Raw genomic sequence first — 23,149 nt, forward strand, 5'->3', positions numbered from 1 at the left:
CCGGGGCTGGGGGGTGGACGTCAGCGCTTGGACTTCGGGTCGAGTGCGTCGCGGACCGAGTCTCCGAGCAGGTTGAAAGCGAGGACGAAGATGATCATCGAGACGCCCGGGAAGATCATGAACGTGATGTCTTCCGTGTAGAAGCCGGCACCGCGCTGGATCATGACGCCCCAGTCCGGGGTGGGGTCCTGGATACCGACGCCGAGGAAGGCGAGACCCGCTTCGGCCGTGACGTAGGCCGGCAGCATGAGGGTCGACTGGATCAGGATCGGTGTCCAGAGGTTGGGCAGGAGTTCCTTGAAGACGATGCGGCGCGAGGACGCGCCGGTCACCTTCGCGGCCTCCACGAACTCGCGCTCCCGCAGTCCGAGGACCTGGCCGCGCAGCAGACGCGCGATGGAGGCCCAGCCGAAGGCGGAGAGGACGAGGATCAGGCAGGTGGCCCGCAGCCAGGTCGGGACCTCTTCGTTGAACGGGACGAAGAGCGCGTAGACCACCGGCATGAAGGCGATGAAGAACAGCGTCGACGGGAACGACAGCAGGATGTCGATGATCCGGCCGACGAAGTAGTCCGTCTTGCCGCCGAGGTATCCCGCGGTGATGCCGATGACGACGCCGACCACCGTGGTCAGCAGCGTGGCGGCGGTCGCGATCATCAGCGAGGTGCGGATGCCGTACAGCAGGAACGTGAAGACGTCACGTCCGAGCTGGGGCTCGATGCCGAACCAGAAGTTGCCGTCGATGCCGCCGTTGGGCTTCACCGGGAAGGCGAAGTCGTTGAGCAGGCCGTCCGTCTCCTGGCCGTACTGCTCGTACGGGTTCTTCCCGTACAGCTTGGCTATCAGCGGTGCGCAGATCGCGATCACGAAGAAGAAGACCACGATGTACGCGGAGACGACACCGGTGCGGTCGCGCTTGAAGCGCGTCCAGGCGAGTCGTCCGGGGGAGCGACTTTCCGAGCCCTTGTGGGTGGAAGACGAAGCCGGGGTCTTGCCGGTCTCGTCGGTCACCTCAAGTGGGGCGGCCGCGGATGGAGTAGGGGGGGTCATGATGCTCCAGGCCCGAGGGGGTCAAGGGCTCCGCAGGGCGCTCCCTACGGGCTACGCCGGACTTTTTCAACGCAATTCATGCAAGGTCAATAAAATCTCGGTCGCCTTGGTTTTCTCTTTACCTTCTTTGCCTTGGGTTGACCTCAGCGTAACTACGCGTGTAGCGCACTGTGGCCGTTCTGTGTCCGGATTCGGGCCAACAGGGCAAAACGGGCAATGAGTTCGTTATCCGGACGCCGGAGTCTCGGAATGCGTACATCTAGTGCACTGGAATCAACAGTTCCGCATCGAACCGCGGAGATCCGTTGCGTGAAAGGTCAAGATCGTCTGCGTGGACGGTCAAGATCATTTGACGGACCGTCCGGAGTGCCCCCTTCCGGATGGATCGCCACCCGGAAGGGTGGGGTAAATGTGCGATCTGCCCTGTATAGGAAGATATTGGGCCCTAAAGGCACACCGCACCGGCGCCGGACGTCCGAGCCCGACCCCGGCGCCGGCGGCACAGCGCACTTTCGAGGAGGCACTCCATGCGTGGAGCCACGCACGCCAAATGGGCCGCATGCGCGGCGGCGGTAGCCCTGGCGGCGTCCGCCTGTGGAGGGGGAGGGGGTGACAGCGGCGGCGGCTCCGGAACGGTCAGCGCCTCCTGGGGCGACCCGCAGAACCCGCTGGAACCGTCCAACACCAATGAGGTGCAGGGCGGCAAGGTCCTCGACATGATCTTCCGCGGGCTGAAGCGGTACAACGCCAAGACCGGCGCCGCCGAGGACATGCTCGCCGAGAAGATCGAGACCTCGGACTCGCAGAACTTCACGATCACGGTCAAGGGCGGCTGGAAGTTCAGCAACGGCGAGGCCGTCACCGCCCAGTCCTTCGTCGACGCCTGGAACTACGGCGCCAGCCTGAAGAACAACCAGAAGAACGCGTACTTCTTCGGTTACATCGAGGGCTACGACAAGACGCACCCCGAAACGGGCAAGCAGAGCGCCGACACCCTGTCCGGGCTCAAGGTGACCGGAACGAACACCTTCACCGTCAAGCTGACCCAGAAGTTCTCGACGTTCCCGGACACCCTCGGCTACGCGGCCTTCTCACCGCTGCCCAAGGCGTTCTTCGACGACCACGCCGCCTGGGTCGCGAAGCCCGTCGGCAACGGCCCGTACATGATCAACAGCTACTCCAAGGGCTCACAGATGTCCCTGACGAAGTGGGACGACTACCCGGGAGACGACAAGGCGAAGAACGACGGTGTGACCCTCAAGGTCTACACGGACAACAACACCGCCTACAACGACCTCCTGGCCGGAAACCTCGACCTCGTGGACGACGTGCCCGCCGCCCAGCTCAAGAACGCCAAGAGCGACCTGAACGGCCGCTACATCAACACCCCGGCCGGCATCATCCAGACGCTCGCGTTCCCGTTCTACGACCCGAAGTGGAACACCAGCGGCGCCACCAAGGTCCGTCAGGGCCTGTCCATGGCGATCAACCGCCAGCAGATCACCGACACCATCTTCCAGAAGACGCGGACGCCCGCGAGCGACTGGACCTCACCGGTGCTCGGCGAGAAGGGCGGGTTCCAGGAAGGGCTGTGCGGCAAGTACTGCGACTACAACCCGTCCGAGGCCAAGAAGATGATCCAGGACGGCGGCGGTCTGCCCGGCGGCCAGGTCAAGATCACGTACAACGCGGACACCGGCTCCCACAAGGAATGGGTCGACGCCGTCTGCAACTCGATCAACAACGCCCTCGGCAACGAGAAGGCCTGCGTCGGCAACCCGGTCGGCACCTTCGCCGACTTCCGCAACCAGATCGGGCAGCACAAGATGCCCGGTCCGTTCCGGGCCGGCTGGCAGATGGACTACCCGCTGATCCAGAACTTCCTCCAGCCGCTGTACTACACGAACGCCTCCTCCAACGACGGCCAGTGGTCCAACAAGCAGTTCGACAGCCTGGTCAACCAGGCGAACGCGGAGACCGACACCGCCAAGGCCATCAAGCTCTTCCAGCAGTCCGAAGAGGTCGTACGGGACAACATGGCCGCCATCCCGCTCTGGTACCAGAACGGCAGCGCCGGCTACTCGGACAAGGTCTCGAACGTGGCCCTGAACCAGTTCAGCGTGCCCGTCTACAACGAGATCACCGTCAACTGAGCCGCCACGGCGGGCCCGCCACGGCGGGCCCGCTCCTCTCTCTCCGGAGCACTCATGGGACGGTACGTCATCCGGCGTCTGCTACAGATCATCCCGGTCTTCTTCGGCGCCACCATTCTCATCTTCCTGATGGTGAACGTGATGGGCGACCCCATCGCGGGCCTGTGCGGCGACCGGCAGTGCGACCCCGCCACGGCCGCCCAGCTGCGCGAGGAGTTCAACCTCGACAAGAACGTCTTCGTCCAGTACCTGCTGTACCTGAAGGGCATCTTCACCGGTGACTTCGGCACCGCGTTCGACGGGCAGCCGGTCACCGACCTGATGGCCTCCGCGTTCCCGGTCACCATCCGGCTGACGATCGTCGCGATCCTCTTCGAGATCGTCATCGGCATCACGCTGGGTGTCATCACCGGACTGCGCCGCGGCCGGCCCGTCGACACCGGCGTCCTGCTGCTCACCCTCGTGGTCATCGCAGTACCGACCTTCGTCACCGGCCTGCTGGCCCAGCTGCTGCTCGGTATCCAGTGGGGCTGGATCAAGCCGTCGGTCTCCCCGGAGGCCACCTTCGGCGAGCTGATCGTGCCGGGTCTGGTGCTGGCCTCGGTCTCCCTCGCCTACGTCACCCGGCTCACCCGGACCTCCATCGCGGAGAACAAGCGCTCCGACTACGTCCGCACGGCCGTCGCCAAGGGCCTGCCGCGGCGCCGCGTGACCATCAGGCATCTGCTGCGCAACTCGCTGATCCCGGTGGTCACCTTCATCGGCACCGACATCGGCGCGCTGATGGGCGGCGCGATCGTCACCGAGCGGATCTTCAACATCCACGGTGTCGGCTACTACCTGTACCAGGGGATCGTGCGCCAGAGCACCCAGACCGTCGTCGGCTTCGTGACCATCCTCGTCCTCGTCTTCGTGGTCGCCAACCTGCTCGTCGACCTTCTGTACGCCGTACTCGACCCGAGGATCCGCTATGCCTGAGCAGCCGCCGTACGAGGAAGAGGAATTCCACCACGGCCCCGAAGGTCCGCCGCCGGAGGACCTCGCCATCGCTCCGACCGGCTTCGGCGGCACCATGGACCTCGGATCGAGCGAAGCGGAGACCCTGGAGAAGACACCGGGCGGACCCGAGGGCACCGGCCCGAAGGAGAAGCCGCGCTCCCTGTGGTCCGACGCCTGGCGGGACCTGCGCCGCAACCCCGTCTTCATCATCTCCGGACTCGTCATCCTCTTCCTGGTCGTGATCTCGATCTGGCCCTCGCTGATCACCGACCAGAGCCCGCTCAAGTGCGACCTGTCCAAGGCGCAGCAGGGCTCGCAGCCCGGTCACCCCTTCGGGTACGACGGACAGGGCTGCGACGTCTACACCCGGACCGTCTACGGCACCCGCGTCTCGATCAGCGTCGGTGTCCTCGCCACGCTCGGGGTCGCGCTCCTCGGCTCGTTCCTCGGCGGTCTCGCCGGCTTCTACGGCGGGGTGGGCGACTCGGTCCTGTCCCGGATCACCGACATCTTCTTCGCGATCCCCGTCGTGCTCGGCGGTCTGGTCCTGCTCTCCGTGGTGACCAGCAACACGATCTGGCCGGTCGTCGGGTTCATGATCCTGCTCGGCTGGCCGCAGGTCTCCCGCATCGCGCGCGGCTCCGTGATCACCACCAAGGAGAACGACTACGTCCACGCGGCGCGCGCGCTCGGCGCCTCCAACTCCCGGATGATGCTGCGGCACATCACCCCGAACGCGGTGGCGCCGGTCATCGTCGTCGCGACCATCGCGCTCGGCACGTACATCTCGCTGGAGGCGACGCTGTCCTACCTCGGTGTCGGTCTCAAGCCCCCGACGGTGAGCTGGGGCATCGACATCTCCTCGGCCTCCGCGTACATCCGCCAGGCCCCGCACATGCTGTTGTGGCCGGCCGGCGCGCTCGCGATCACCGTGCTCGCGTTCATCATGCTCGGCGACGCGGTGCGCGACGCCCTCGACCCGAAGCTGAGGTGACCGCGGTGCTGCTCGAAGTACGCGATCTGCACGTGGAGTTCAGGACCCGGGACGGTATCGCCAAGGCCGTCAACGGGGTCACCTACAGCGTCGACGAGGGCGAGACGCTCGCCGTGCTCGGCGAGTCCGGCTCCGGCAAGTCGGTGACCGCCCAGGCCGTCATGGGCATCCTCGACATGCCGCCGGGGAAGATCACCGGCGGCGAGATCCTCTTCCAGGGCAAGGACCTGCTGAAGTTCAAGGAGGAGGAGCGGCGCAAGGTGCGCGGCGCCGAGATGGCGATGATCTTCCAGGACGCGCTGTCGTCCCTGAATCCCGTCATCAGCGTCGGGGACCAGCTGGGCGAGATGTTCATCGTGCACCGCGGGATGAAGCGCAAGGAAGCCCGCGCCAAGGCGATCGAGCTGATGGAGCACGTGCGCATCCCGGGCGCCGCCGACCGCGTGCGGGACTATCCGCACCAGTTCTCCGGCGGTATGCGCCAGCGCATCATGATCGCCATGGCGCTGGCCCTGGAGCCCGCCCTGATCATCGCCGACGAACCGACCACCGCGCTCGACGTCACCGTGCAGGCCCAGGTCATGGACCTGCTCGCCGAACTCCAGCGCGAGCTGAACATGGGGCTGATCCTCATCACCCACGACCTCGGCGTGGTCGCGGACGTCGCCGACAAGATCGCGGTGATGTACGCGGGCCGGATCGTCGAGACCGCCCCGGTCCACGACATCTACAAGGCGCCCGCCCACCCCTACACCAAGGGCCTGCTGGAATCGATCCCCCGGCTCGACCAGAAGGGCCAGGAGCTGTACGCCATCAAGGGCCTGCCGCCCAACCTGATGCACATCCCGCCGGGCTGCGCCTTCAACCCGCGCTGTCCGATGGCCCAGGACATCTGCCGCACCGAGGTGCCGCCGCTCGCGGAGGTCGACGCCGACCGCCGCAGCGCCTGCTTCTTCTGGAGGGAGTGCCTCGATGACTCAAGCCGCGACTGAGCGATCCGGGACCGAGCCGCTGCTGGAGGTCAGCGGACTGGTCAAGCACTTCCCGCTCACCCAGGGGATCCTGTTCAAGAAGCAGGTCGGGGCCGTCAAGGCGGTCGACGGCGTCGACTTCCACCTCGACCGCGGGGAGACCCTCGGCATCGTCGGCGAGTCCGGCTGCGGCAAGTCCACGGTGGCCAAGATGCTGGTCAACCTGGAGAAGCCGACCGAGGGCGCGATCAAGTACAAGGGCGAGGACATCACCCGGCTGTCCGGCAAGGCGCTGAAGGCCGTGCGCCGCAACATCCAGATGGTGTTCCAGGACCCGTACACCTCGCTCAACCCGCGCATGACCGTCGGCGACATCATCGGGGAGCCGTACGACATCCACCCCGAGGTCGCGCCGAAGGGCGACCGGCGGCGCAGGGTCCAGGAACTGCTGGACGTGGTCGGGCTCAACCCGGAGTACATCAACCGCTATCCGCACCAGTTCTCCGGCGGCCAGCGCCAGCGCATCGGCATCGCTCGGGGTCTGGCGCTGCGGCCCGAGATCATCGTCGCCGACGAGCCGGTCTCCGCGCTCGACGTCTCGGTGCAGGCGCAGGTGATCAACCTGCTGGACCGGCTCCAGGCCGAGTTCGAGCTGAGCTACGTCTTCATCGCGCACGACCTGTCGATCGTGCGGCACATCTCCGACCGGGTCGGGGTGATGTATCTCGGGCGGATCGTGGAGACCGGCAGGGACGTCGAGATCTACGACCATCCGACGCACCCCTACACACAGGCACTGCTGTCCGCGGTGCCCGTGCCGGACCCGGAGGCCCGCGAGCACCGGGAGCGGATCATCCTGCACGGGGACGTGCCCTCGCCCGCGAACATCCCGTCCGGCTGCCGGTTCCGCACGCGCTGCTGGAAGGCGCAGGAACGCTGCACGCTGGAGGTGCCGCTGCTCGCGGTGCCGGCCGAGTTCCGTCTCGTCGAGAGTCCGGCCGCGCACGACTCGGCCTGTCACTTCGCGGAGGAGAAGCAGGTCGTGCCGCCGGAGGAGCCGTCCGACGGAACGGCATAGCACCACAAATGTGGGCGAACTTCGTTAACACGCACGCAACTTCACGGAAGCGGTACCGATATACGGACGCGTCATGGTGAACACCGTACGGCCGTGCGGGTGCCGTGAACGAGCCGGGGTGTCGCCATGTCACCCCGGCTCGTTGTCTTTCCGGGTGGAAGGCCCGGGTCAGCTCATCCCGAGGGAGCGCTTCAGGAAGTCCACCTGGAGCAGGAGCAGGTTCTCGGCGACCTGTTCCTGCGGGGTCATGTGGGTGACCCCCGACAGGGGCAGCACCTCGTGGGGGCGGCCGGCGGCGAGCAGGGCGGAGGAGAGCCGCAGGGCGTGCGCCACGACCACGTTGTCGTCCGCGAGGCCGTGCACGATCATCAGCGGCCGGTGCGTGTCCGCGGGAGCGGCCAGCCCCTCGTCGGTGACCAGCGAACTCTTCGCGTACACCGCCGGGTCGGTCGCCGGGTCGCCGAGGTAGCGCTCCGTGTAGTGCGTGTCGTACAGCCGCCAGTCCGCCACCGGGGCGCCGGCGATCCCCGCGTGGAAGACGTCCGGGCGGCGCAGCACGGCGAGTCCCGCGAGCCAGCCTCCGTACGACCAGCCGCGGATCGCCACCCGGGACAGATCGAGCGGGAACCTCTCGGCGAGACCGAGCAGCGCCTCGACCTGGTCGTCGAGGGACAGCGTCAGGTCGTCGCGGATCGCCTTCTCCCAGGCGGGGGAGCGTCCCGGAGTGCCGCGGCCGTCGGCGACGACCACCGCGAATCCCTGGTCGGCGAACCACTGCGAGGTGAGGTGCGCGTTGTGGGCGGCCAGGACCCGGGGGCCGTGCGGACCGCCGTAGGGGTCGAGCAGGACCGGTAGGGGATTGTCACCGTCGTAGTCAGTAGGCATAAGCACGGCGCATGGGATTTTCCGTGCGCCCCCCTGTGTGAGCGTCACGCGCGGGGACAAACCGGGATCTTCGGCGTACGAGGGGATGGTCGCCACCCGCTTCCCGTCGCGCAGCACCTCCACCCGGGCGCCCGGCTGGTCGAGCACCGACGACACGAGCACGGTCACGCCCCCGGCGCGCACGGCCGAGTGCACGCCGGGTTCCTGCGAGACGCGCTCCAGGCCGAGTTCGTTCACCCGGTACACATGCACTTCACCCGTTTCGGGCGAGCTCGCACCCTCGCCCGCCGAGGCCGAGACCAGCACGTCGTCGGTCGAGACGTCGAGAACCGCCCGGACGTGCAACTGGCCGCCGGTCAGCGGGCGTTCGCCGAACGCCAGGACCCGCGCGCCCCCCTCGTCGGCGATCCGGACGAGCTGTCCGCCGGGGCTCCAGCACGGCACTCCAGGGAAAAGATCCAGCCAAATTGGATCTTCGTCCGCGTGCACCATCCGGGTCGCCCCGGAATCCGGGTCCACGGCCAGGAAGAGCTGGCTGCGCTGGTCCCTCGCCTGCACGAGGAGCAGCGGCGCACCCGCGGCTGACCAGTGCACATGTGCCAGATACGGGTAGCGCGCGCGGTCCCAGGACACCTCGGTGCGCACCCCGTCGAGCCCGAAGACGAAGAGCCGCACCTCGGCGTTGGCGCTGCCCGCCACCGGGTAGGCGACCCGCTGCGGATCGGCTTCCGGATGCGCCGGATCGGAGATCCACCAGCGCTGTACGGGCGTGTCGTCGACCCGCGCGACGAGCAGCCGGTCCCCTTCGGGCGACCACCAGAAGCCGCGTGAACGTCCCATTTCCTCGGCCGCGATGAACTCGGCCAGTCCGTAGGAGACCGCACCGGGGCCCGCGGTCCGCTCCGGTTCCGCGACGGCCCGGTCGCCCTCGCCCTCGGCCCCGACGACGCGCAGGGCGCCCCCGGACACGTACGCCACGAGCGTGCCGTCCGGAGAGGGGCGCGGGTCGATCACCGGCCCGGGGACCGGGAGTTCACGTGCCGTGCCGGCCCGCAGCTCGGCCGTGAACAGCCGCCCTGACAAGGTGAAAGAGGCCAACTCGGCCGCCGCGTCGGTGGCGTAGCCGACGATCCCCGCGCCGCCCTCGCGGCTGCGCTCGCGGCGCGCCCGCTCCTCGGGGGACAGGTGCTCGGCGGCTCCGCCGAGCAGGGCCGCGGGGTCGGCCACGACCCGCTCACGGCCCTCGGGCACGTCGAGGACCCACAGTTGGTTCGCCCGCTCCGTACCGGAGGGGGACCGCAGGAACACCACGCGGGAACCGTCGGAGGACACGGTGAACGCGCGCGGCGCGCCGGAGGTGAACCGCTGGGTGCGGGCGTACCGGCGCGGGAAGGAGAGAGGCTCGTTCGTCATGCGTCGACCATATTGGCCATGCGCCCCCTTGTGCGGCCGTGCGCCGATCGATGCGCGCGTACGGATAGTTATGATCACTAGCGCTGTGTGGGTAGGAACCTGCTGGCTGCTGTTTGGATGGACCGATCCCCATGTCCGACCCCGTACCGGACCCCAAGTCCCTGGGAACTTTGGAGGTGAGCCGCCGTGGCACTCTCGATTTCGGCGGTGGTGCTGCTGGCGATCATCGTCTTTCTTCTGATCAAGAAGTCAGGACTGAAAGGCGGGCACGCGGTCGTCTGCATGCTGCTCGGCTTCTATCTCGCCTCCTCCACCATCGCGCCCACGATCAGTGATCTGACCACGAACATCGCGGGCATGATCGGCAGCATCAAGTTCTGATCCGCTCGCGGTCCGCCGGTGATCCGTGCCGGGACCTGCGCAGGTGCGGCGCCTCGTAGGGTGGGTTCCATGACGGAACTGCCCGACCGGCGTCTGCTCCTGGTGCACGCGCACCCGGACGACGAGTCGATCAACAACGGCGCGACCATGGCCCGGTACGCGGCCGAGGGCGCCCAGGTGACGCTGGTGACCTGCACCCTCGGCGAGGAGGGCGAGGTCATCCCGCCCGGACTCGCCCATCTCGCCCCCGACCGCGAGGGCGGACTCGGCCCCTACCGGACCGGCGAGCTGAGCGCCGCCATGAAGGAGCTGGGCGTCACCGACCACCGCTTCCTGGGCGGCCCCGGGCGGTTCCGCGACTCCGGGATGATGGGCGCCGAGCAGAACCACCGCCCCGGCGCCTTCTGGGCCGCGGACGTGGACGACGCCGCCGACCACCTGGTGCAGGTGATCCGCGAGGTGCGCCCCCAGGTGCTCGTCACCTACGACCCCGACGGGGGTTATGGGCACCCCGACCACATCCAGGCCCATCGCGTAGCCGTGCGCGCCGCGGAGCTGGCGGCGGAGCCCGCCCACCGCCCCGACCTCGGCGGCGCGTGGCGGATCGCCAAGACCTACTGGAACCGGGTGCCGCGCCCGGTCGCCGAAGAGGCGTTCGCCCGCCTGCGCGAGGCCCTGCCCGATCTGCCGTTCGACCGGACGGCCACCGTCGGCGACGTACCGGGCGTGGTCGACGAGGCGACCGTCACCACCGAGATCGACGGCACCGCGTACGCCGCCGCCAAGGCCGCCGCGATGCGGGCGCACGCCACCCAGATCACCGTGGACGGCCCCTGGTTCGTCCTCTCGAACGAGCTGGCCCAGCCGCTCTTCACCACCGAGTACTACGAACTGGCCGGCGCGCCGCGCCCCGCGGCGCGCGAGAGGGACCTCTTCGAGGGGACCGGCACGACGGCGCGAGGGAGCGAGACGCGATGAGCGTGAACGGACAGCGCGGCGGGGGAAGCCTGCTCGCCCAGCCGCTGACGCGTCCCTCGGGCGGGCGCATCGCCGCCTACCTGGGGCTCTTCCTGCTCGGCGGCGTCGTCGGCGTCGCCGGCGCGCTGGTGCAGCCGGGCTGGTTCCCGTTCGGGCTGCTGCTCGCCCTGGCGGGCGCCGCGGGACTCTTCCTGGGCGGCGCGCGGGCGGCCGGCACCCGGGCCGGAGCCGTCGCCCCCGCGGCGGGCTGGATGGTCGCCGTCGTCCTGCTCACCGCCAGCCGCCCGGAAGGGGACTTCCTCTTCGGCGCGGGAGTCGGCTCGTATCTCTTTCTCCTCGGAGGCGTGGCTGTCGCTGTGATGTGCGCCACTCTCGGGCAGGGGCGGCAACCAGGCCCTTCCGGCGCCCGACTTGCCAAGTGACGTACCGCTTCGCCGTATCGGTCCCGTGCGGGTCCCGTGCGAGATTCCTGCACGGGCGAGGTTTGCGGGCCGGACATGGCCAGTATGGTGGTGCGCGCCGCCGAGCTGCCCGAGATGAGGTCGAGTAAACGGGCGGCGGAGCCAACCGGGAGAACCTGCCTTGAGTCGTGAAACTGACAGTTCGTCCTCCGGGCCCAACGGGCGCGGTGGAGCCGCGTACCCCTCGGGGACGCCGCCGTACGGCACCCCCGCGGCTTCCGAGAACGGTGCCGACGCGGGCCGTTCGGCCGCCGGCAGGCCGGCGGAGGAGCGCAAGACCGAGACAACCCTGACGACACGGATCCGGATCAACATCCCCGGATCGCGGCCCATCCCGCCCGTGGTCGTCCGCAAGCCCGTCGCCGACGCCGAGGGCCCGTCCGAGGGCGACGGCGCGACGGCCGGTGCACCGGTGCCGCAGGGCGCGAATCCGCCCGCGGGCGCCTCCGGTCCGGCGGCCGCCGCCCCGGCCCCGTCCGCCCCCGCGCCCGTGGACCCGCCCGCGCCGGCCGAGGAGAAGACCAGCGACTGGTTCGCGCCCCGCAAGGCCGGCACGCCCCCCAAGGGCGCGCCGGGCGGCGGCTCGACCAACGGAGCGGGCATGCCGGGCGGTTCGGCTCCCGCCGGCGGAGCACCCGCCGCGGCCACGCCGGGCACGGGACGGCCGGCGCCGTCCACCGGCGCGGGCCCGCTGGGCATCTCCGGTGGTGTCCGGCCCGGCGGCACGAACGGTGCCGCGCTTCCCGGTGCCACCGGCGCCGGACCCGTCGCCCCCGGCCACGGCGGCGGCACGGGCTCGTTCGACGTCTCCGGGGCGCTGCGCGACACGGGCTCCTTCCCGGCCATCGGTTCGTCCGGCGCGCCGGGCAGGCCCGGCGCGTCCACGGGGTCCGGCGAGCCGCGCCGCGACGACCTCCCGTACTTCTCCGGGAGCGGCCCGGCCGGTCCGACCGGCGGTCCCGCCACGGGCGACGGCCCGCTGCAGCCCCCGGCCGGCGCGGGCGCGGCCCCCGGCAGCCTCGCCGCCCGGCCCGGCCCGGCCGGCGGCAACCGGAACACGGGCAACGCGGGCACGGGATACACCGGAACGCGCGGCGGCCTCGGCGGCGGTCTCAGCGACGACACCGCGATCCTCACCCCGCAGAAGCCGGCGCCCGACCCGGGTCCCGGTGTCTACGGAGCCCCCGCGGAGAACGTCTCCGGACACACGCTCACCAGTGGCATCCCCGTCGTGTCGCCCACCCAGGACTTCGCCTACGACGGTGATCTCGGCGGCTCCCGGTCGCACACCCCGCCGAAGCTCCCCGAGCCGGTCCGGCAGCCCGCACCCTCCTCCGCGAAGCCGGCGAAGAAGAAGGGCCGCAACAAGCCGGCGCTCCTCGCCGTCCTCGTCGTGGTCCTGGCCGGCGGCGCCTACGGAGCCGGTCTGCTCATGAACCACTCGGACGTGCCCAAGGGCACCACGGTGCTCGGCGTCGACATCGGCGGCGGCACCCGCGACGACGCCGTCCAGAAGCTCGACGACGCCCTCGGCACCCGCACGGAGAAGCCGCTCACGCTGTCCGTCGACGGTGACACGGTCCAGCTCAGGCCCGACCAGGCCGGACTCCAGCTCGACAGCCAGGCCACCGTCCGCGCCGCGGCCTCCAGCGACTACAACCCGATCTCCGTGATCGGCTCGCTGTTCGGCCAGGGGCGTGAGGTCGAGCCCGTGATGCCGGTCGACAAGGAGAAGCTGCAGGCCGCCCTGGAGCGCGCCGCGAGCGGCTCGGGCTCGGCGAGCGAAGGCACGATCAAGTTCCAGGCGGGCAAGGCCGTCCCGGTCTACGGCAAGGCCGGCAAGGGCATCGACGTCGGACCCTCGCTGCAGGCCGTCCAGGACGCCTACCGCGCCCAGGTGGAGTCCAACACGGCCACTCCGGTGAAGGTCGCCACCACGACCCGTCAGCCCACGGTCAGCAAGGCCGAGGTCGACCGGAAGATGTCGACGTTCGCGACGGTCGCCATGTCCGCGAACATCACCGTCCGGACGGACGCGGCCCACGCGGTCTCCTTCAGCCCGCAGAAGTCCATCTGGAAGTTCCTGAGCGTCCAGCCGGTCCAGGGCAAGCTCGTCGAACACTACGACCTCAAGGCGCTCGAGGCGCTGTACGGGCACGCCTTCGACGGGGTGACGATCACCAAGGGCGACGGCAGCCAGAAGGCCGTGAGCCCGCAGGACGTGGCCTCGGCCGTCGGCAGGGCGCTCGTCGGGAAGACGGCCGCCGACCGCGTCATCACCATCTCCACGAACCCCAGCTGACGGGCTGGGCGAACGCGCCGAGGGCGCCCGGCCGGAAGTCACCGGCCGGGCGCCCTCGCGTCGTCCGGGCGGCCGGCATGACATCTGTCATCCGCCGCTCAGGACACTCCGCACTGCCGCGCGTGCCCCCCTCCCGGCCACGATGGACGGCATGACAACGACAGCGGCGACCACCACCCCCTCGGTGGTCCGGTTCGAATCGGTGACCAAGAGCTACGGGAACGTCCGGGCCGTGGACGGGCTCACGCTCGAACTCCACCCGGGCGAGACCGTGGCCCTGCTGGGCCCCAACGGCGCGGGCAAGTCGACCACGCTCGACCTTCTGCTCGGTCTCAAGAACGCCGACAGCGGCACGGTCCGGGTGTTCGGCACCGGCCCGCGCGAGGCGATCGTCGCCGGCCGGGTGGGCGCCATGCTCCAGAGCGGCGGGCTGATGGACGAGGTCACCGTCGGCGAACTGGTCAAGCTCGCCTGCGACCTGCACCCGAGGCCGTACCCCGCGAGCGAGGTCCTCGCCCGCGCGAGCATCGCCCAGATCGCCGACCGCAAGGTCAACAAGCTCTCCGGAGGCCAGGCGCAGCGCGTCCGCTTCGCCCTCGCCACCGCCGGCGACAGCGACCTGATCGTCCTCGACGAGCCCACCACCGGCATGGACGTCTCCGCCCGGCAGGCCTTCTGGGCCACCATGCGCGAGCAGGCCGACCGGGGCCGCACGGTCCTGTTCGCCACGCACTACCTGGAGGAGGCCGACGCCATCGCGGACCGCGTGCTCGTCCTGCACCGCGGACGGCTGCTGGCCGACGGCACCGCCGCCGAGATCAAGGCCAGGGCCGGGGCGCGCCGCGTCTCCTTCGACCTGGAGGGCCCGATCGACGAGGCCGCGCTGCGCTCGCTGCCCTTCCTGACCTCGGTCACGGTGTCCGGAAGCGGCTCCGCCGCGGGGTCCCGAAGCGGCTCCACGGGGGCCGGGCAGACCGTCCGCATCCAGTCCTCCGACGCGGACGCCACCGTCCACGCGCTGTACGGGCTCGGCCTCTACCCCCGCAACCTCGAAGTCGCCGGGCTCGGTCTGGAGCAGGCCTTCGTCGCCATCACCGAGGCCGAGGAGGCCATCCGCGGCGCCGCCGTGGCGGCCCCCCGCGCCACCGCCGAGGAGGCCACGTCGAAGTGAACAGTCTCATCAAGCTGGAGATCACCCGCGCCCTGCGCAACCGCAAGTTCCTGTTCTTCTCGGTCGTCTACCCCTCGGCTCTGTTCCTGCTGATCGCGGGCAGCGCCGACAGCACCACGAAGGTGGACGGCACCGGCCTGACCCTGCCGACCTTCTTCATGGTGTCCATGGCCTCCTTCGGCGCCCTGACCGCCGTCCTCATGGGCAACAGCGAGCGCATCGCCAAGGAGCGGGAGAGCGGCTGGGTACGGCAGTTGAGGCTGACGCCGCTGCCCGGCCGCGGCTATGTGTTCGCCAAGACGGCCAGCGCCGCCGTGATCAGCCTGCCGTCGATCGTGATCGTCTTCGTGGTCGCCGCCGCGGTGAAGGACGTACGCCTGGACGCCTGGCAGTGGGCCGCGCTCACCGGCGTGATCTGGGCCGGCAGCCTGGTCTTCGCGGCGCTCGGCGTCGCCATCGGCTACCTCGCCAGCGGCGACGCGGTCCGGCCGATCACGATGATCGTCTACTTCGGTCTGTCGATGCTCGGCGGCCTGTGGATGCCGACCACGACGTTCCCCGAGTGGCTCCAGAACATCGCGAAATGGCTCCCCACCCACGCGTACGCTGCTCTGGGGCAGGCCATCGAACTGGGGAACGCCCCGCACGCGAAGGACATCGCCATCCTCGCCGTGTCCTTCGCCCTCTTCGCGGGCGGCGCGGCCTGGCTGTACCGGAAGGACACGCTGAAGGCGTGAACGCCATGACGGAAGACCCGCTGCCCGACGCGGCCCGCACGGACCGGATCGTGCGATTGGGACAGTCCCCGCGCAACCTCCGCGAGGCCCTGCGCAAGTCGGTGTGGATCGTCGTCTGGCTGGTGTTCCTCAGCGCGCCCGTCCACGACCTCGTGTCGGGCGGCCACACACCCGCGGCCACCGCGGCCGGCTGGGTGGGCCTCGCGGCCTTCGTCGCCGTCTATCTGACGCTGGTCTTCCGGAACATGGGCAGGGCCTTCACGGGCACCTTGGCCGTCACGCTCATGGTGCTCGCCCTCGGCGCGCTGGCCGTCGTCCTGTGCCTGGCGCTCGGCGCGTCCTGGCTCGGCCTGTTCGTGTACGTCTCGGTCGCCTGCGGCACGACGTTCCCGCTGCGCGTCTCCTACTGGACGATCCCGCTCACCGCCGTGGTGATGCTGCTCGTCGGCCTGCACGGCGGCGAGGAGGACGCCCGCAACCTCGTCCTGCTCGTCGTGCTGATCGGCTTCGCGATGACCGGCGTACGGCAGTTGGTCCGTACGACGGTGGAGCTGCGCAAGGCGCGGGCCACCGTCGCCCAGCTCGCCGCGAACGAGGAACGCCTGCGGCTCGCCCGGGATTTGCACGACCTGCTCGGCCACTCGCTCTCGCTGATCACGCTCAAGAGCGAACTGGCCGGGCGGATGCTCCCCGACCACCCCGACAAGGCGGCCCAGCAGGTCGCCGACATCGAACAGGTCAGCCGCCAGGCCCTGGTCGACGTGCGCGAGGCGGTCACCGGCTACCGCAGGCCCCGGCTCGCCGGTGAACTCGCGGGAGCACAGGTCGCGTTGACCGCGGCAGACGTGATCGCCGACCTGCCCGTCGAACCCGGCCTCGACGGCGTTCCCGAGGAGACCGAGTCCGCGCTGGCCTGGGCGCTGCGCGAGGCGGTCACCAACGTCGTACGGCACAGCGGCGCCCGGCGCTGCACCGTGCAGCTCGTCCGCCGCCAGACCCTGGACGGTCCCGTGCTCGAACTCTCGGTGGAGGACGACGGATCGGGCGGCTCCTCGGGCGGCGCCCCCGGCAACGGTCTGACCGGTCTGGCCGAACGCCTGGAGAAGGCGGGCGGATCGATGGAGGCGGGCCGTGTCCGGCACGGGTTCCGGCTGGTGGCGCGGGCGCCCCTGGAGGGCGGCCGGGCCTCTGTGGGCGCGGGGGGCGACCCCGTAGGATCCGGTGCATGAGCCGCACGATCAAGGTCCTGCTCGCCGAGGACCAGTCGATGGTCCGCGAGGCGCTGGCCGCCCTGCTGGGACTGGAGCCGGACATCGAAGTGGTCGCCCAGGTGGCGCGCGGCGACGAGGTGCTGGCGGCGGCCCGTTCCCACGACGTGGACGTGGCGCTCCTCGACATCGAGATGCCGGGCATGACCGGCATAGAGGCGGCGGCCGAGGTCCACAAGGAGCTCCCGGGCGTCAAGCTGATCGTCCTCACCACCTTCGGCCGCCCCGGCTACCTGCGCAGCGCCATGGAGTCCGGCGCCGACGCCTTCCTGGTCAAGGACGCCCCGGCCGCCCAGCTCGCCGCGGCCGTGCGCAAGGTGCTGGACGGCGAGCGCGTCATCGACCCCACCCTGGCCGCCGCCGCGCTCGCCGAGGGCGCCAATCCCCTGACCGACCGCGAACGCGAGGTCCTGCGCGCCGCCGCCGACGGTTCCACCAACGCCGAACTCGCCAAGGCCCTCCACCTCTCCCAGGGCACGGTCCGCAACTACCTCTCGACCGCGATCCAGAAACTCGCGGTACGCAACCGGGCGGAGGCGGTACGGATCGCGAGGGAGAAGGGCTGGCTGTGAGCGGCACGGGCGGCCGGTGCGTCAGTTGAGCATCGCCCGTGCCGCGTGGGCCTGTCGGCGGACCCGGGAAGCGGCCGGTTCGTCGACCGCCGCCACCACGTCCGCGTAGGCGTCGAGTTCGGCGGCACCCGTCAGGAAGTCACCCCGCTGGACCAGCAGTTGCGCCCGCTCGTAGCGCAGCCGCGCCGGGTGCGAGGGCAGCAGCAGGGAGAGTTCCACCGACCACAGGGCCACGTCGGAGCGTTCGGGCCGGGCGGCGGCCCAGGCGCGGACGTTGTTCAGGACGCGCAGGACGACGTCGAGCGGGTCGGCCGGGGCGAGCATCGAGGGGTCGAGCGGGGCGCCGGTCGCGCCCGCGACGAGGAGCTGCGCGTCGGAGCCGGTCAGGACGCGCCCGCCGTCGAAGGGATCGGCGAGCACCTGCTCCTCGGGCGGTCCGAAGCCCACCACGAAGTGACCGGGCAGCGCGACGCCGTAGACCGGCGCCCCGGCCCGCCGGGCGACCTCCATCCACACCACCGAGAGCAGGATGGGCAGCCCGCGCCGCCGGCGCAGCACCGCGTGCAGCAGGGAGGACTCCAGCCGCTGGTAGTCGCCCGGTGAGCCCCGGTATCCCAGGCGCGTGCCGAGGAGTTCGGCGAGCGCGGTCGCCCAGGAACGGGGGCCGCCCGGGCGGAAGGGCAGCCGGCCCGCCAGCTCGTCCAGCAGGATCTGCGCGGCGTCCATGCCGGTGTCGTCCAGGGTCCCGTCCGCGGCGGCGCCCACCAGCAGGCACAGCTCCGCCAGATCGGGCCGCTCGGCCCGCGCCTCGTCGGCGAACCGGCGCCGTACCTCGGCGGCTCGCCCGGGCCCGGGTGGCTGGGGGGAACGCATAGCCGGTTCGTGCCCCGTCACGTCGATCGATACGGCTCGGCACCCGGACCGGCGGTACCGGACGGCCCGCGGTAGTGGTGGTACGCGTGGTGCGGGGCGAAGCCCATGCGGGCGTACAGCTCCCGCGCCCCGGCGTTGTCCGCCTCCACCTGGAGCCAGGCCGCCGAGGCGCCCTCCTCCAGGGCCCGGCCGGCCAGGGCCGCCATGACGGCGGTGGCGAGGCCGCGGCGGCGCAGGGCCGGGTCGACCTCCACGGCGGCGAAACCGGCCCAGCGGCCGTCCACCACGCACCGGCCGATCGCCGCGGGAGCCGCGCCCGCTTCACCGGGAACCGTCGCGAACCACACCGAGGGGCCCCCGCCCAGCACCTTCAGGGCCACCTCGCCTACGCCCTTGCGCTGATAGCGGCCGAGCCACGCCTCGTCGGCCGTGCGGGAGAGCGTCACCCCGGGCGCCTCCCGGTCCGCGACCGGCGCGAGTGCCCCGGTCCACAGCCCGGCGGTCACCTCGCGCGTCCAGCCGCGTGTCTCCAGCTCCGCGCAGAGCAGTTCCTGCGTGCCCTCGGCGCCGGTGGCGGTCTGGACGAAGGCGGGCAGGTCACGGGCGCCGTACCAGTCCCGTACGTACGCGAGTGCCTGGTCGAGCGGCACGCCCGGGTCGCCCAGCGGCAGCACGGAGTTGGCGCGCCGGGTGAACCCGCCCGCCGCCCGCAGCTCCCAGTCGCCGAGCCGCTCGCTCTCCACCGGCGGCCAGGCCCGTGCGGCGACGCGCGCCAGCTCCTCGTAGGACGCCGCGGGGCCGCGCCGCCGTGCCGGGGCGGACGGTACGACCTTGGCCGCGACCAGGGAGGACTCGGCGATGCGGACCTGTTCTCCGGTCCGTCGTGTGATCAGCAGCACACCGTCGTCCCATGATGTGAGAACACCGACCGTATCGGTGAACTTCTCCACCGTGTCTCCATTGTCGGTCAGGCGTCGCACCGAGACGCGTTTTCCCACGTCAGCAGCGGTGACGCGGACCTCCAGGCGGCCGGCGGCAGAGAATTCCACAGGTCAGTTCACCCCTCCTGTTCGGATCATGCCCAAGAACGGAGATACTAGGGGCGGGCATCGACGACGCCGCGCTCCCGCGCGCCAGGCGGCGGAGCCTACGACAGGCCCGCCAGCGCCCTATCGAGGAGGAACGACAGCGTGACCTACGTCATCGCGCAGCCTTGTGTCGACGTCAAGGACAAGGCGTGCATCGAGGAGTGCCCGGTCGACTGCATCTACGAGGGCTCCCGGTCCTTGTACATCCACCCGGACGAATGCGTCGACTGCGGAGCCTGTGAGCCGGTGTGCCCGGTCGAGGCGATCTTCTACGAGGACGACACTCCGGAGGAGTGGAAGGACTACTACAAGGCGAACGTCGAGTTCTTCGACGAGCTCGGCTCGCCCGGCGGCGCCAGCAAGCTCGGCCTGATCGAGCGCGACCACCCCTTCGTCGCCGCGCTTCCGCCGCAGAACCAGTAAGCGGCCCGCACTCGTGCCGCCTCGGTCCCGTACGGCCTGATCACTCCGGTCGCTGTACGGGACCGAGGCGTTTGCGGTGCCCGCCACGCGCAGCACCCGTGCCGCGGCCCGTACCCGCGTGTACGGGTCGTCCGTACGAGAAAGTGAGCCTGATCCCGTGTCCGCAGTCTCCGACCGGCTTCCCGTCTTTCCCTGGGACAAGCTGGAGCCCTTCAAGGCGACCGCCGCCGCTCACCCGGGCGGCATCGTCGACCTGTCCGTCGGCACCCCGGTCGACCCGGTGCCCGAGCTGATCCAGAAAGCTCTGGTCGCGGCCGCGGACTCGCCCGGCTATCCCACGGTGTGGGGCACGCCCGAGCTGCGGGACGCGCTCACGGGCTGGGTGGAGCGACGGCTCGGCGCGCGGGACGTCACCCACCGCCACGTCCTGCCGATCGTCGGCTCCAAGGAACTGGTCGCCTGGCTGCCGACCCAGCTCGGCCTCGGCCCCGGCGACAAGGTCGCGTACCCGCGTCTCGCCTACCCGACGTACGAGGTCGGCGCGCGGCTCGCGCGGGCGGAGCACGTGGTCTACGACGACCCGACCGAGCTGGACCCGGCGGGCCTGAAGCTGCTGTGGCTGAACTCCCCGTCGAACCCGACCGGCAGGGTGCTGTCCGCCGCGGAGCTCACCCGGATCGTCGCGTGGGCCCGCGAGCACGGCATCCTCGTCTTCTCCGACGAGTGCTACATCGAACTGGGCTGGGAGGCCGACCCGGTCTCGGTGCTGCACCCGGACGTGTGCGGCGGCTCCTACGAGGGGATCGTCTCGGTCCACTCGCTGTCCAAGCGCTCGAACCTGGCCGGCTACCGTGCCGCGTTCCTCGCGGGCGACCCCGCCGTCCTCGGCGAGCTCCTCGCGATCCGCAAGCACGGCGGCATGATGACCTCCGCGCCGACCCAGGCCGCCGTGGTCGCCGCGCTCTCGGACGACACGCACGTGCGCGAGCAGCGCGAGCGTTACGCGGCCCGCCGCGCCGCCCTGCGCGACGCTCTGGTGGCCCACGGGTTCCGCATCGAGCACAGCGAGGCGAGCCTCTACCTCTGGGCGACGCGGGACGAGTCCTGCTGGTCCACGGTGGCCCACCTGGCCGAGCTGGGCATCCTGGTGGCTCCGGGCGACTTCTACGGCGAGGCGGGCGAGCGGTTCGTCCGCGTGGCCCTCACCGCCTCGGACGAGCGGGTGGCGGCGGCGGTGGAACGCCTGCGGTAGGCCCTCCCGCCGCCGACAGCGGAACGGGGGTCCGGGGAAGCTGCTTCCCCGGACCCCCGTCGCCGTACTCCAGGTCCCTAGCCCAGCGGCAGGCCCTTCAGCGGGAGCCCGCCCTTGGTCACGGCGTCCGTCGGCAGCCCGCCCTTGGTGACGGCGTCGGTCGGCAGGCCGCCCTTGGTGACGGCGTCCGTCGGCAGGCCGCCGCCGGACGCGGTCTTCGCGGTGTCGCCGAGCAGCCCTCCGGCCTGGCCGGCCGCGCCCCCGGCCACCTTCCGCGCGGCGGGCGCCGCCTTCTTGGCGACCTTGGTGCCGGCCTTGCCCGCGGGCGGCAGGGCCTTCTCGACCGCCGAGCCGCCGGACATGTCGGCGACCCCGGTGACGTGGTGCGCGGCTCCGTCGAGTGTGTGGCTGACGTTCGACCCGTCCAGGGCGGACAGCCCGCCGAGGCCGGGCGTGGCGGGCAGACCGGGAGCCGCGCAGGCGGAGCCGGCCGCGCCGACCACGGGCGCCGCTCCGGCCGCCACGAGCAGCGCGACACGGGCGATCCGGCGGGTCAGGGGGAGGGACATGGTGCTCCTTAGACGGAAGAGAACGGGGAAGTGTCCTGCCGTGCCCGGCGGTCGGCCGGCCGGCTGCCGGCGACCGCGTCCCCGGACGCCGATCGGCTGAGGTGATCGTTCCGGGGTCGGACGCAGTGACTACCGCTCGAAGTCCGCGAAGGTTGCGGTGGCCCGACGCAAAGAGTTGGCAATGCGTCGCATTATCGGTTGTGGATAAAAACGGGCAAAGAATGCCCGGCGGTCATGCCGGAGGCAGCCCCGTGGCCCTGTGCTCCCAAGGGATTTCCCGCCTGGGGGAGTGAGTGCCCGAAAGCGCGCGCACATCCCCGGCCCGCCGGGGCCGCGTCCTCCCCAGGGGTGAGGTCCCGTACTACTGCCCGGTGACGATCCGGACCTCGGCCGTGGCGTCGTCCGCATCCCGGCCGCTCTTGCCGTCGGCCGTGTGCCACGACCCCTCCGAGGTCCCCGCGGTCCATTCGCGCCCCGCGTACGACACCCGGTCGATGTGCAGGGCAGCGGAGTTGGCCACGGCCCAGTGCGCCAGCTCCCAGCCGCGGCGGAGCGTCGCGGACCCGGAGTCCGACCCCTCGCGCACGGGCACGGTCACGGTCCGGTCGGCGGTCGCGGCGGCGGTGGGGGCCGACGAGGCCGGGGAGGCGGAGGAATCCGGGGAGACGGGGGAGCCCGAGGGGGCCGCGGAATCCGGGGCGGCCCGTGCCGGCGACGCGGAGGAACCCGCGGTGTCCACGGTGGCGCCCGCCTCCTGGAACACCTCGCGCCCGAAGTCCCGGGCGAGCGCCGCACGCACCGACGTCGGGCCGCCCGCCGGAGTCGTCGCGGCCGGGCGCCCCTGACAGGTCAGCGTGGCCGCCGCGCGGCCGGTCAGGGCGGCGGCGAGCAGCGTGGCGTCCGGCTCGTGCTTCGCGTACGCCTGCGGGAAGCCGCTGCGCTGCACCCGCTGCGCGGCCACCGTGAGCGGCAGTCGGGAGTACCCGGGCACCTTGGCCAGGTGCTCGTAGAAGATGCCCGCCGAGTACGTCGGGTCCATGATCTGCTTCTCCGTGCCCCAGCCCTGCGACGGGCGCTGCTGGAACAGACCGAGGGAGTCCCGGTCGCCGTGCCGGATGTTGCGCAGCCCCGACTCCTGGAGCGCCGTCGCGAGGGCGATGGCCACCGCGCGCTCGGGCATGCCGCGCGAGGTGCCGATCGCGGAGATCGTCGCCGCGTTCACCGCCTGTTCGGGAGTGAACTCGTACGACGCGCCGTCGCCGCCCGCGGAGACGACCTTGCACCGGGGCGCGCCCACGCCGCCCGTGAGGTACTGCACGCCGAGGTAGCCCGCGACCGCGAGCAGGACCACGAAGGCCCCTCCGAAACGCAGGAGGCGACGGCGGCGTCGCCGGACAGGAGTGGGGGACGGCTCAGACACGCGTACAAGGTACTGGAGAGCGCCGCGGGCGGACCCTGGGGCTGTGGACAACGGTGGCGCGGCCGGGGGATACGACCGCATCCGGCTGCTTTCGGTACCCCCGGGCGGGGCG

General features: G+C 71.0%; 21 protein-coding genes. 15 read left to right on the forward strand and 6 right to left on the reverse strand.

Annotation, left to right across the window (positions count from 1 at the left end):
• Nucleotides 1–20: 20 nt before the first annotated feature.
• Entirely contained in the window at nucleotides 21–1,049 is a 1,029-nt protein-coding gene (locus tag ACFYYF_RS08110) for an ABC transporter permease (protein ID WP_388772577.1), read from the reverse strand.
• Nucleotides 1,050–1,576: 527 nt separating this feature from the next.
• Between ACFYYF_RS08110 and ACFYYF_RS08115 the strand changes: the two genes are divergently transcribed.
• The 5 genes from ACFYYF_RS08115 to ACFYYF_RS08135 are packed head-to-tail and all read left to right on the forward strand — an operon-like array spanning nucleotide 1,577 to nucleotide 7,244.
• A complete protein-coding gene (locus tag ACFYYF_RS08115; RefSeq protein WP_388772578.1) occupies nucleotides 1,577–3,202 on the forward strand; it encodes an ABC transporter substrate-binding protein in 1,626 nt (541 codons plus the stop codon).
• A gap of 54 nt (nucleotides 3,203–3,256) precedes the next feature.
• Nucleotides 3,257–4,180, forward strand: coding sequence for an ABC transporter permease (locus ACFYYF_RS08120; RefSeq protein ID WP_388772580.1), 924 nt, complete (start codon nucleotides 3,257–3,259; stop codon nucleotides 4,178–4,180).
• Nucleotides 4,173–5,195, forward strand: coding sequence for an ABC transporter permease (locus tag ACFYYF_RS08125; RefSeq protein WP_388772582.1), 1,023 nt, complete (start codon nucleotides 4,173–4,175; stop codon nucleotides 5,193–5,195). The genes ACFYYF_RS08120 and ACFYYF_RS08125 overlap by 8 nt, the downstream gene beginning before the upstream one ends.
• Before the next feature lie 5 nt (nucleotides 5,196–5,200).
• A complete protein-coding gene (locus tag ACFYYF_RS08130) occupies nucleotides 5,201–6,187 on the forward strand; it encodes an ABC transporter ATP-binding protein (RefSeq protein ID WP_388772584.1) in 987 nt (328 codons plus the stop codon).
• Nucleotides 6,168–7,244 carry an ABC transporter ATP-binding protein gene (locus ACFYYF_RS08135; RefSeq protein ID WP_388772586.1) on the forward strand — a complete coding sequence of 359 codons (1,077 nt, stop codon included), beginning with the start codon at nucleotides 6,168–6,170 and terminating at the stop codon, nucleotides 7,242–7,244. Before ACFYYF_RS08130 ends, ACFYYF_RS08135 begins: the two co-directional genes overlap by 20 nt.
• 168 nt (nucleotides 7,245–7,412) lie before the next feature.
• On the opposite strand, the gene ACFYYF_RS08140 is transcribed toward ACFYYF_RS08135, so the two are convergent.
• Nucleotides 7,413–9,542: a prolyl oligopeptidase family serine peptidase gene (locus ACFYYF_RS08140; RefSeq protein WP_388772589.1), complete on the reverse strand. Its 2,130-nt coding sequence runs from the start codon at nucleotides 9,540–9,542 to the stop codon at nucleotides 7,413–7,415.
• 186 nt (nucleotides 9,543–9,728) lie between these two features.
• On the opposite strand from ACFYYF_RS08140, the gene ACFYYF_RS08145 reads away from it, so the two are divergent.
• The 8 genes from ACFYYF_RS08145 to ACFYYF_RS08180 all read left to right on the forward strand — a co-directional run bounded on the left by ACFYYF_RS08145 (nucleotide 9,729) and on the right by ACFYYF_RS08180 (nucleotide 17,412).
• Complete coding sequence (locus ACFYYF_RS08145; RefSeq protein ID WP_037620693.1) at nucleotides 9,729–9,923, forward strand: hypothetical protein; 195 nt, start codon at nucleotides 9,729–9,731, stop codon at nucleotides 9,921–9,923.
• Nucleotides 9,924–9,992: 69 nt separating this feature from the next.
• Complete coding sequence (gene mshB / locus ACFYYF_RS08150; protein ID WP_388772591.1) at nucleotides 9,993–10,901, forward strand: N-acetyl-1-D-myo-inositol-2-amino-2-deoxy-alpha-D-glucopyranoside deacetylase; 909 nt, start codon at nucleotides 9,993–9,995, stop codon at nucleotides 10,899–10,901.
• Complete coding sequence (locus ACFYYF_RS08155) at nucleotides 10,898–11,323, forward strand: DUF6113 family protein (RefSeq protein WP_388772594.1); 426 nt, start codon at nucleotides 10,898–10,900, stop codon at nucleotides 11,321–11,323. Before mshB ends, ACFYYF_RS08155 begins: the two co-directional genes overlap by 4 nt.
• 160 nt (nucleotides 11,324–11,483) lie before the next feature.
• The gene (locus ACFYYF_RS08160; RefSeq protein ID WP_388772596.1) at nucleotides 11,484–13,664 is read left to right on the forward strand and encodes a hypothetical protein; all 2,181 of its coding nucleotides are present in this window, start codon (nucleotides 11,484–11,486) and stop codon (nucleotides 13,662–13,664) included.
• Nucleotides 13,665–13,815: 151 nt separating this feature from the next.
• Entirely contained in the window at nucleotides 13,816–14,835 is a 1,020-nt protein-coding gene (locus tag ACFYYF_RS08165) for an ABC transporter ATP-binding protein (protein ID WP_388772598.1), read from the forward strand.
• Nucleotides 14,832–15,572: an ABC transporter permease gene (locus ACFYYF_RS08170; protein WP_388772600.1), complete on the forward strand. Its 741-nt coding sequence runs from the start codon at nucleotides 14,832–14,834 to the stop codon at nucleotides 15,570–15,572. The genes ACFYYF_RS08165 and ACFYYF_RS08170 overlap by 4 nt, the downstream gene beginning before the upstream one ends.
• 5 nt (nucleotides 15,573–15,577) lie before the next feature.
• Nucleotides 15,578–16,801 carry a sensor histidine kinase gene (locus ACFYYF_RS08175; protein ID WP_388772984.1) on the forward strand — a complete coding sequence of 408 codons (1,224 nt, stop codon included), beginning with the start codon at nucleotides 15,578–15,580 and terminating at the stop codon, nucleotides 16,799–16,801.
• On the forward strand, nucleotides 16,798–17,412 hold the full coding sequence (locus ACFYYF_RS08180; RefSeq protein WP_361688718.1) for a response regulator transcription factor: 615 nt from the start codon (nucleotides 16,798–16,800) through the stop codon (nucleotides 17,410–17,412). The genes ACFYYF_RS08175 and ACFYYF_RS08180 overlap by 4 nt, the downstream gene beginning before the upstream one ends.
• 21 nt (nucleotides 17,413–17,433) lie before the next feature.
• Here ACFYYF_RS08180 and ACFYYF_RS08185 read toward each other — a convergent pair whose 3' ends face one another.
• Together ACFYYF_RS08185 and ACFYYF_RS08190 are read right to left on the reverse strand one after the other, a co-directional pair.
• Nucleotides 17,434–18,285, reverse strand: a complete 852-nt coding sequence (locus ACFYYF_RS08185) for a tetratricopeptide repeat protein (RefSeq protein ID WP_388772603.1) — start codon at nucleotides 18,283–18,285, stop codon at nucleotides 17,434–17,436.
• A 17-nt stretch (nucleotides 18,286–18,302) separates the two neighbouring features.
• Nucleotides 18,303–19,334, reverse strand: a complete 1,032-nt coding sequence (locus ACFYYF_RS08190; RefSeq protein ID WP_388772606.1) for a GNAT family N-acetyltransferase — start codon at nucleotides 19,332–19,334, stop codon at nucleotides 18,303–18,305.
• Nucleotides 19,335–19,475: 141 nt separating this feature from the next.
• On the opposite strand from ACFYYF_RS08190, the gene fdxA reads away from it, so the two are divergent.
• On the forward strand, nucleotides 19,476–19,796 hold the full coding sequence (gene fdxA, locus ACFYYF_RS08195; RefSeq protein ID WP_019058397.1) for a ferredoxin: 321 nt from the start codon (nucleotides 19,476–19,478) through the stop codon (nucleotides 19,794–19,796).
• A 157-nt stretch (nucleotides 19,797–19,953) separates the two neighbouring features.
• Nucleotides 19,954–21,048 carry a bifunctional succinyldiaminopimelate transaminase/glutamate-prephenate aminotransferase gene (locus ACFYYF_RS08200; RefSeq protein WP_388772608.1) on the forward strand — a complete coding sequence of 365 codons (1,095 nt, stop codon included), beginning with the start codon at nucleotides 19,954–19,956 and terminating at the stop codon, nucleotides 21,046–21,048.
• Between the two features lie 77 nt (nucleotides 21,049–21,125).
• Here ACFYYF_RS08200 and ACFYYF_RS08205 read toward each other — a convergent pair whose 3' ends face one another.
• Nucleotides 21,126–21,617 (reverse strand): ATP-binding protein, encoded by a 492-nt coding sequence (locus ACFYYF_RS08205; protein WP_388772611.1) that lies wholly within the window; start codon nucleotides 21,615–21,617, stop codon nucleotides 21,126–21,128.
• A gap of 361 nt (nucleotides 21,618–21,978) precedes the next feature.
• Nucleotides 21,979–23,037 carry a heavy metal transporter gene (locus ACFYYF_RS08210; RefSeq protein WP_388772613.1) on the reverse strand — a complete coding sequence of 353 codons (1,059 nt, stop codon included), beginning with the start codon at nucleotides 23,035–23,037 and terminating at the stop codon, nucleotides 21,979–21,981.
• Nucleotides 23,038–23,149: the final 112 nt, after the last annotated feature.

Source organism: Streptomyces sp. NPDC001914 (genome assembly GCF_042891215.1).
Classification (GTDB): Bacteria; Actinomycetota; Actinomycetes; order Streptomycetales; family Streptomycetaceae; genus Streptomyces.

What these genes read in the sequence shown, in the direction of transcription:
- ACFYYF_RS08180 (WP_361688718.1), top strand. Translation starts at nt 16,798, where the DNA reads ATGAGCCGCACGATCAAGGTCCTGCTCGCCGAGGACCAGTCGATGGTC.
- ACFYYF_RS08185 (WP_388772603.1), bottom strand. Translation starts at nt 18,285, where the DNA reads ATGCGTTCCCCCCAGCCACCCGGGCCCGGGCGAGCCGCCGAGGTACGG.
- ACFYYF_RS08125 (WP_388772582.1), top strand. Translation starts at nt 4,173, where the DNA reads ATGCCTGAGCAGCCGCCGTACGAGGAAGAGGAATTCCACCACGGCCCC.
- ACFYYF_RS08115 (WP_388772578.1), top strand. Translation starts at nt 1,577, where the DNA reads ATGCGTGGAGCCACGCACGCCAAATGGGCCGCATGCGCGGCGGCGGTA.
- mshB (WP_388772591.1), top strand. Translation starts at nt 9,993, where the DNA reads ATGACGGAACTGCCCGACCGGCGTCTGCTCCTGGTGCACGCGCACCCG.
- ACFYYF_RS08110 (WP_388772577.1), bottom strand. Translation starts at nt 1,049, where the DNA reads ATGACCCCCCCTACTCCATCCGCGGCCGCCCCACTTGAGGTGACCGAC.
- ACFYYF_RS08135 (WP_388772586.1), top strand. Translation starts at nt 6,168, where the DNA reads ATGACTCAAGCCGCGACTGAGCGATCCGGGACCGAGCCGCTGCTGGAG.
- ACFYYF_RS08140 (WP_388772589.1), bottom strand. Translation starts at nt 9,542, where the DNA reads ATGACGAACGAGCCTCTCTCCTTCCCGCGCCGGTACGCCCGCACCCAG.
- ACFYYF_RS08175 (WP_388772984.1), top strand. Translation starts at nt 15,578, where the DNA reads ATGACGGAAGACCCGCTGCCCGACGCGGCCCGCACGGACCGGATCGTG.
- ACFYYF_RS08155 (WP_388772594.1), top strand. Translation starts at nt 10,898, where the DNA reads ATGAGCGTGAACGGACAGCGCGGCGGGGGAAGCCTGCTCGCCCAGCCG.
- ACFYYF_RS08165 (WP_388772598.1), top strand. Translation starts at nt 13,816, where the DNA reads ATGACAACGACAGCGGCGACCACCACCCCCTCGGTGGTCCGGTTCGAA.
- ACFYYF_RS08205 (WP_388772611.1), bottom strand. Translation starts at nt 21,617, where the DNA reads ATGTCCCTCCCCCTGACCCGCCGGATCGCCCGTGTCGCGCTGCTCGTG.
- ACFYYF_RS08120 (WP_388772580.1), top strand. Translation starts at nt 3,257, where the DNA reads ATGGGACGGTACGTCATCCGGCGTCTGCTACAGATCATCCCGGTCTTC.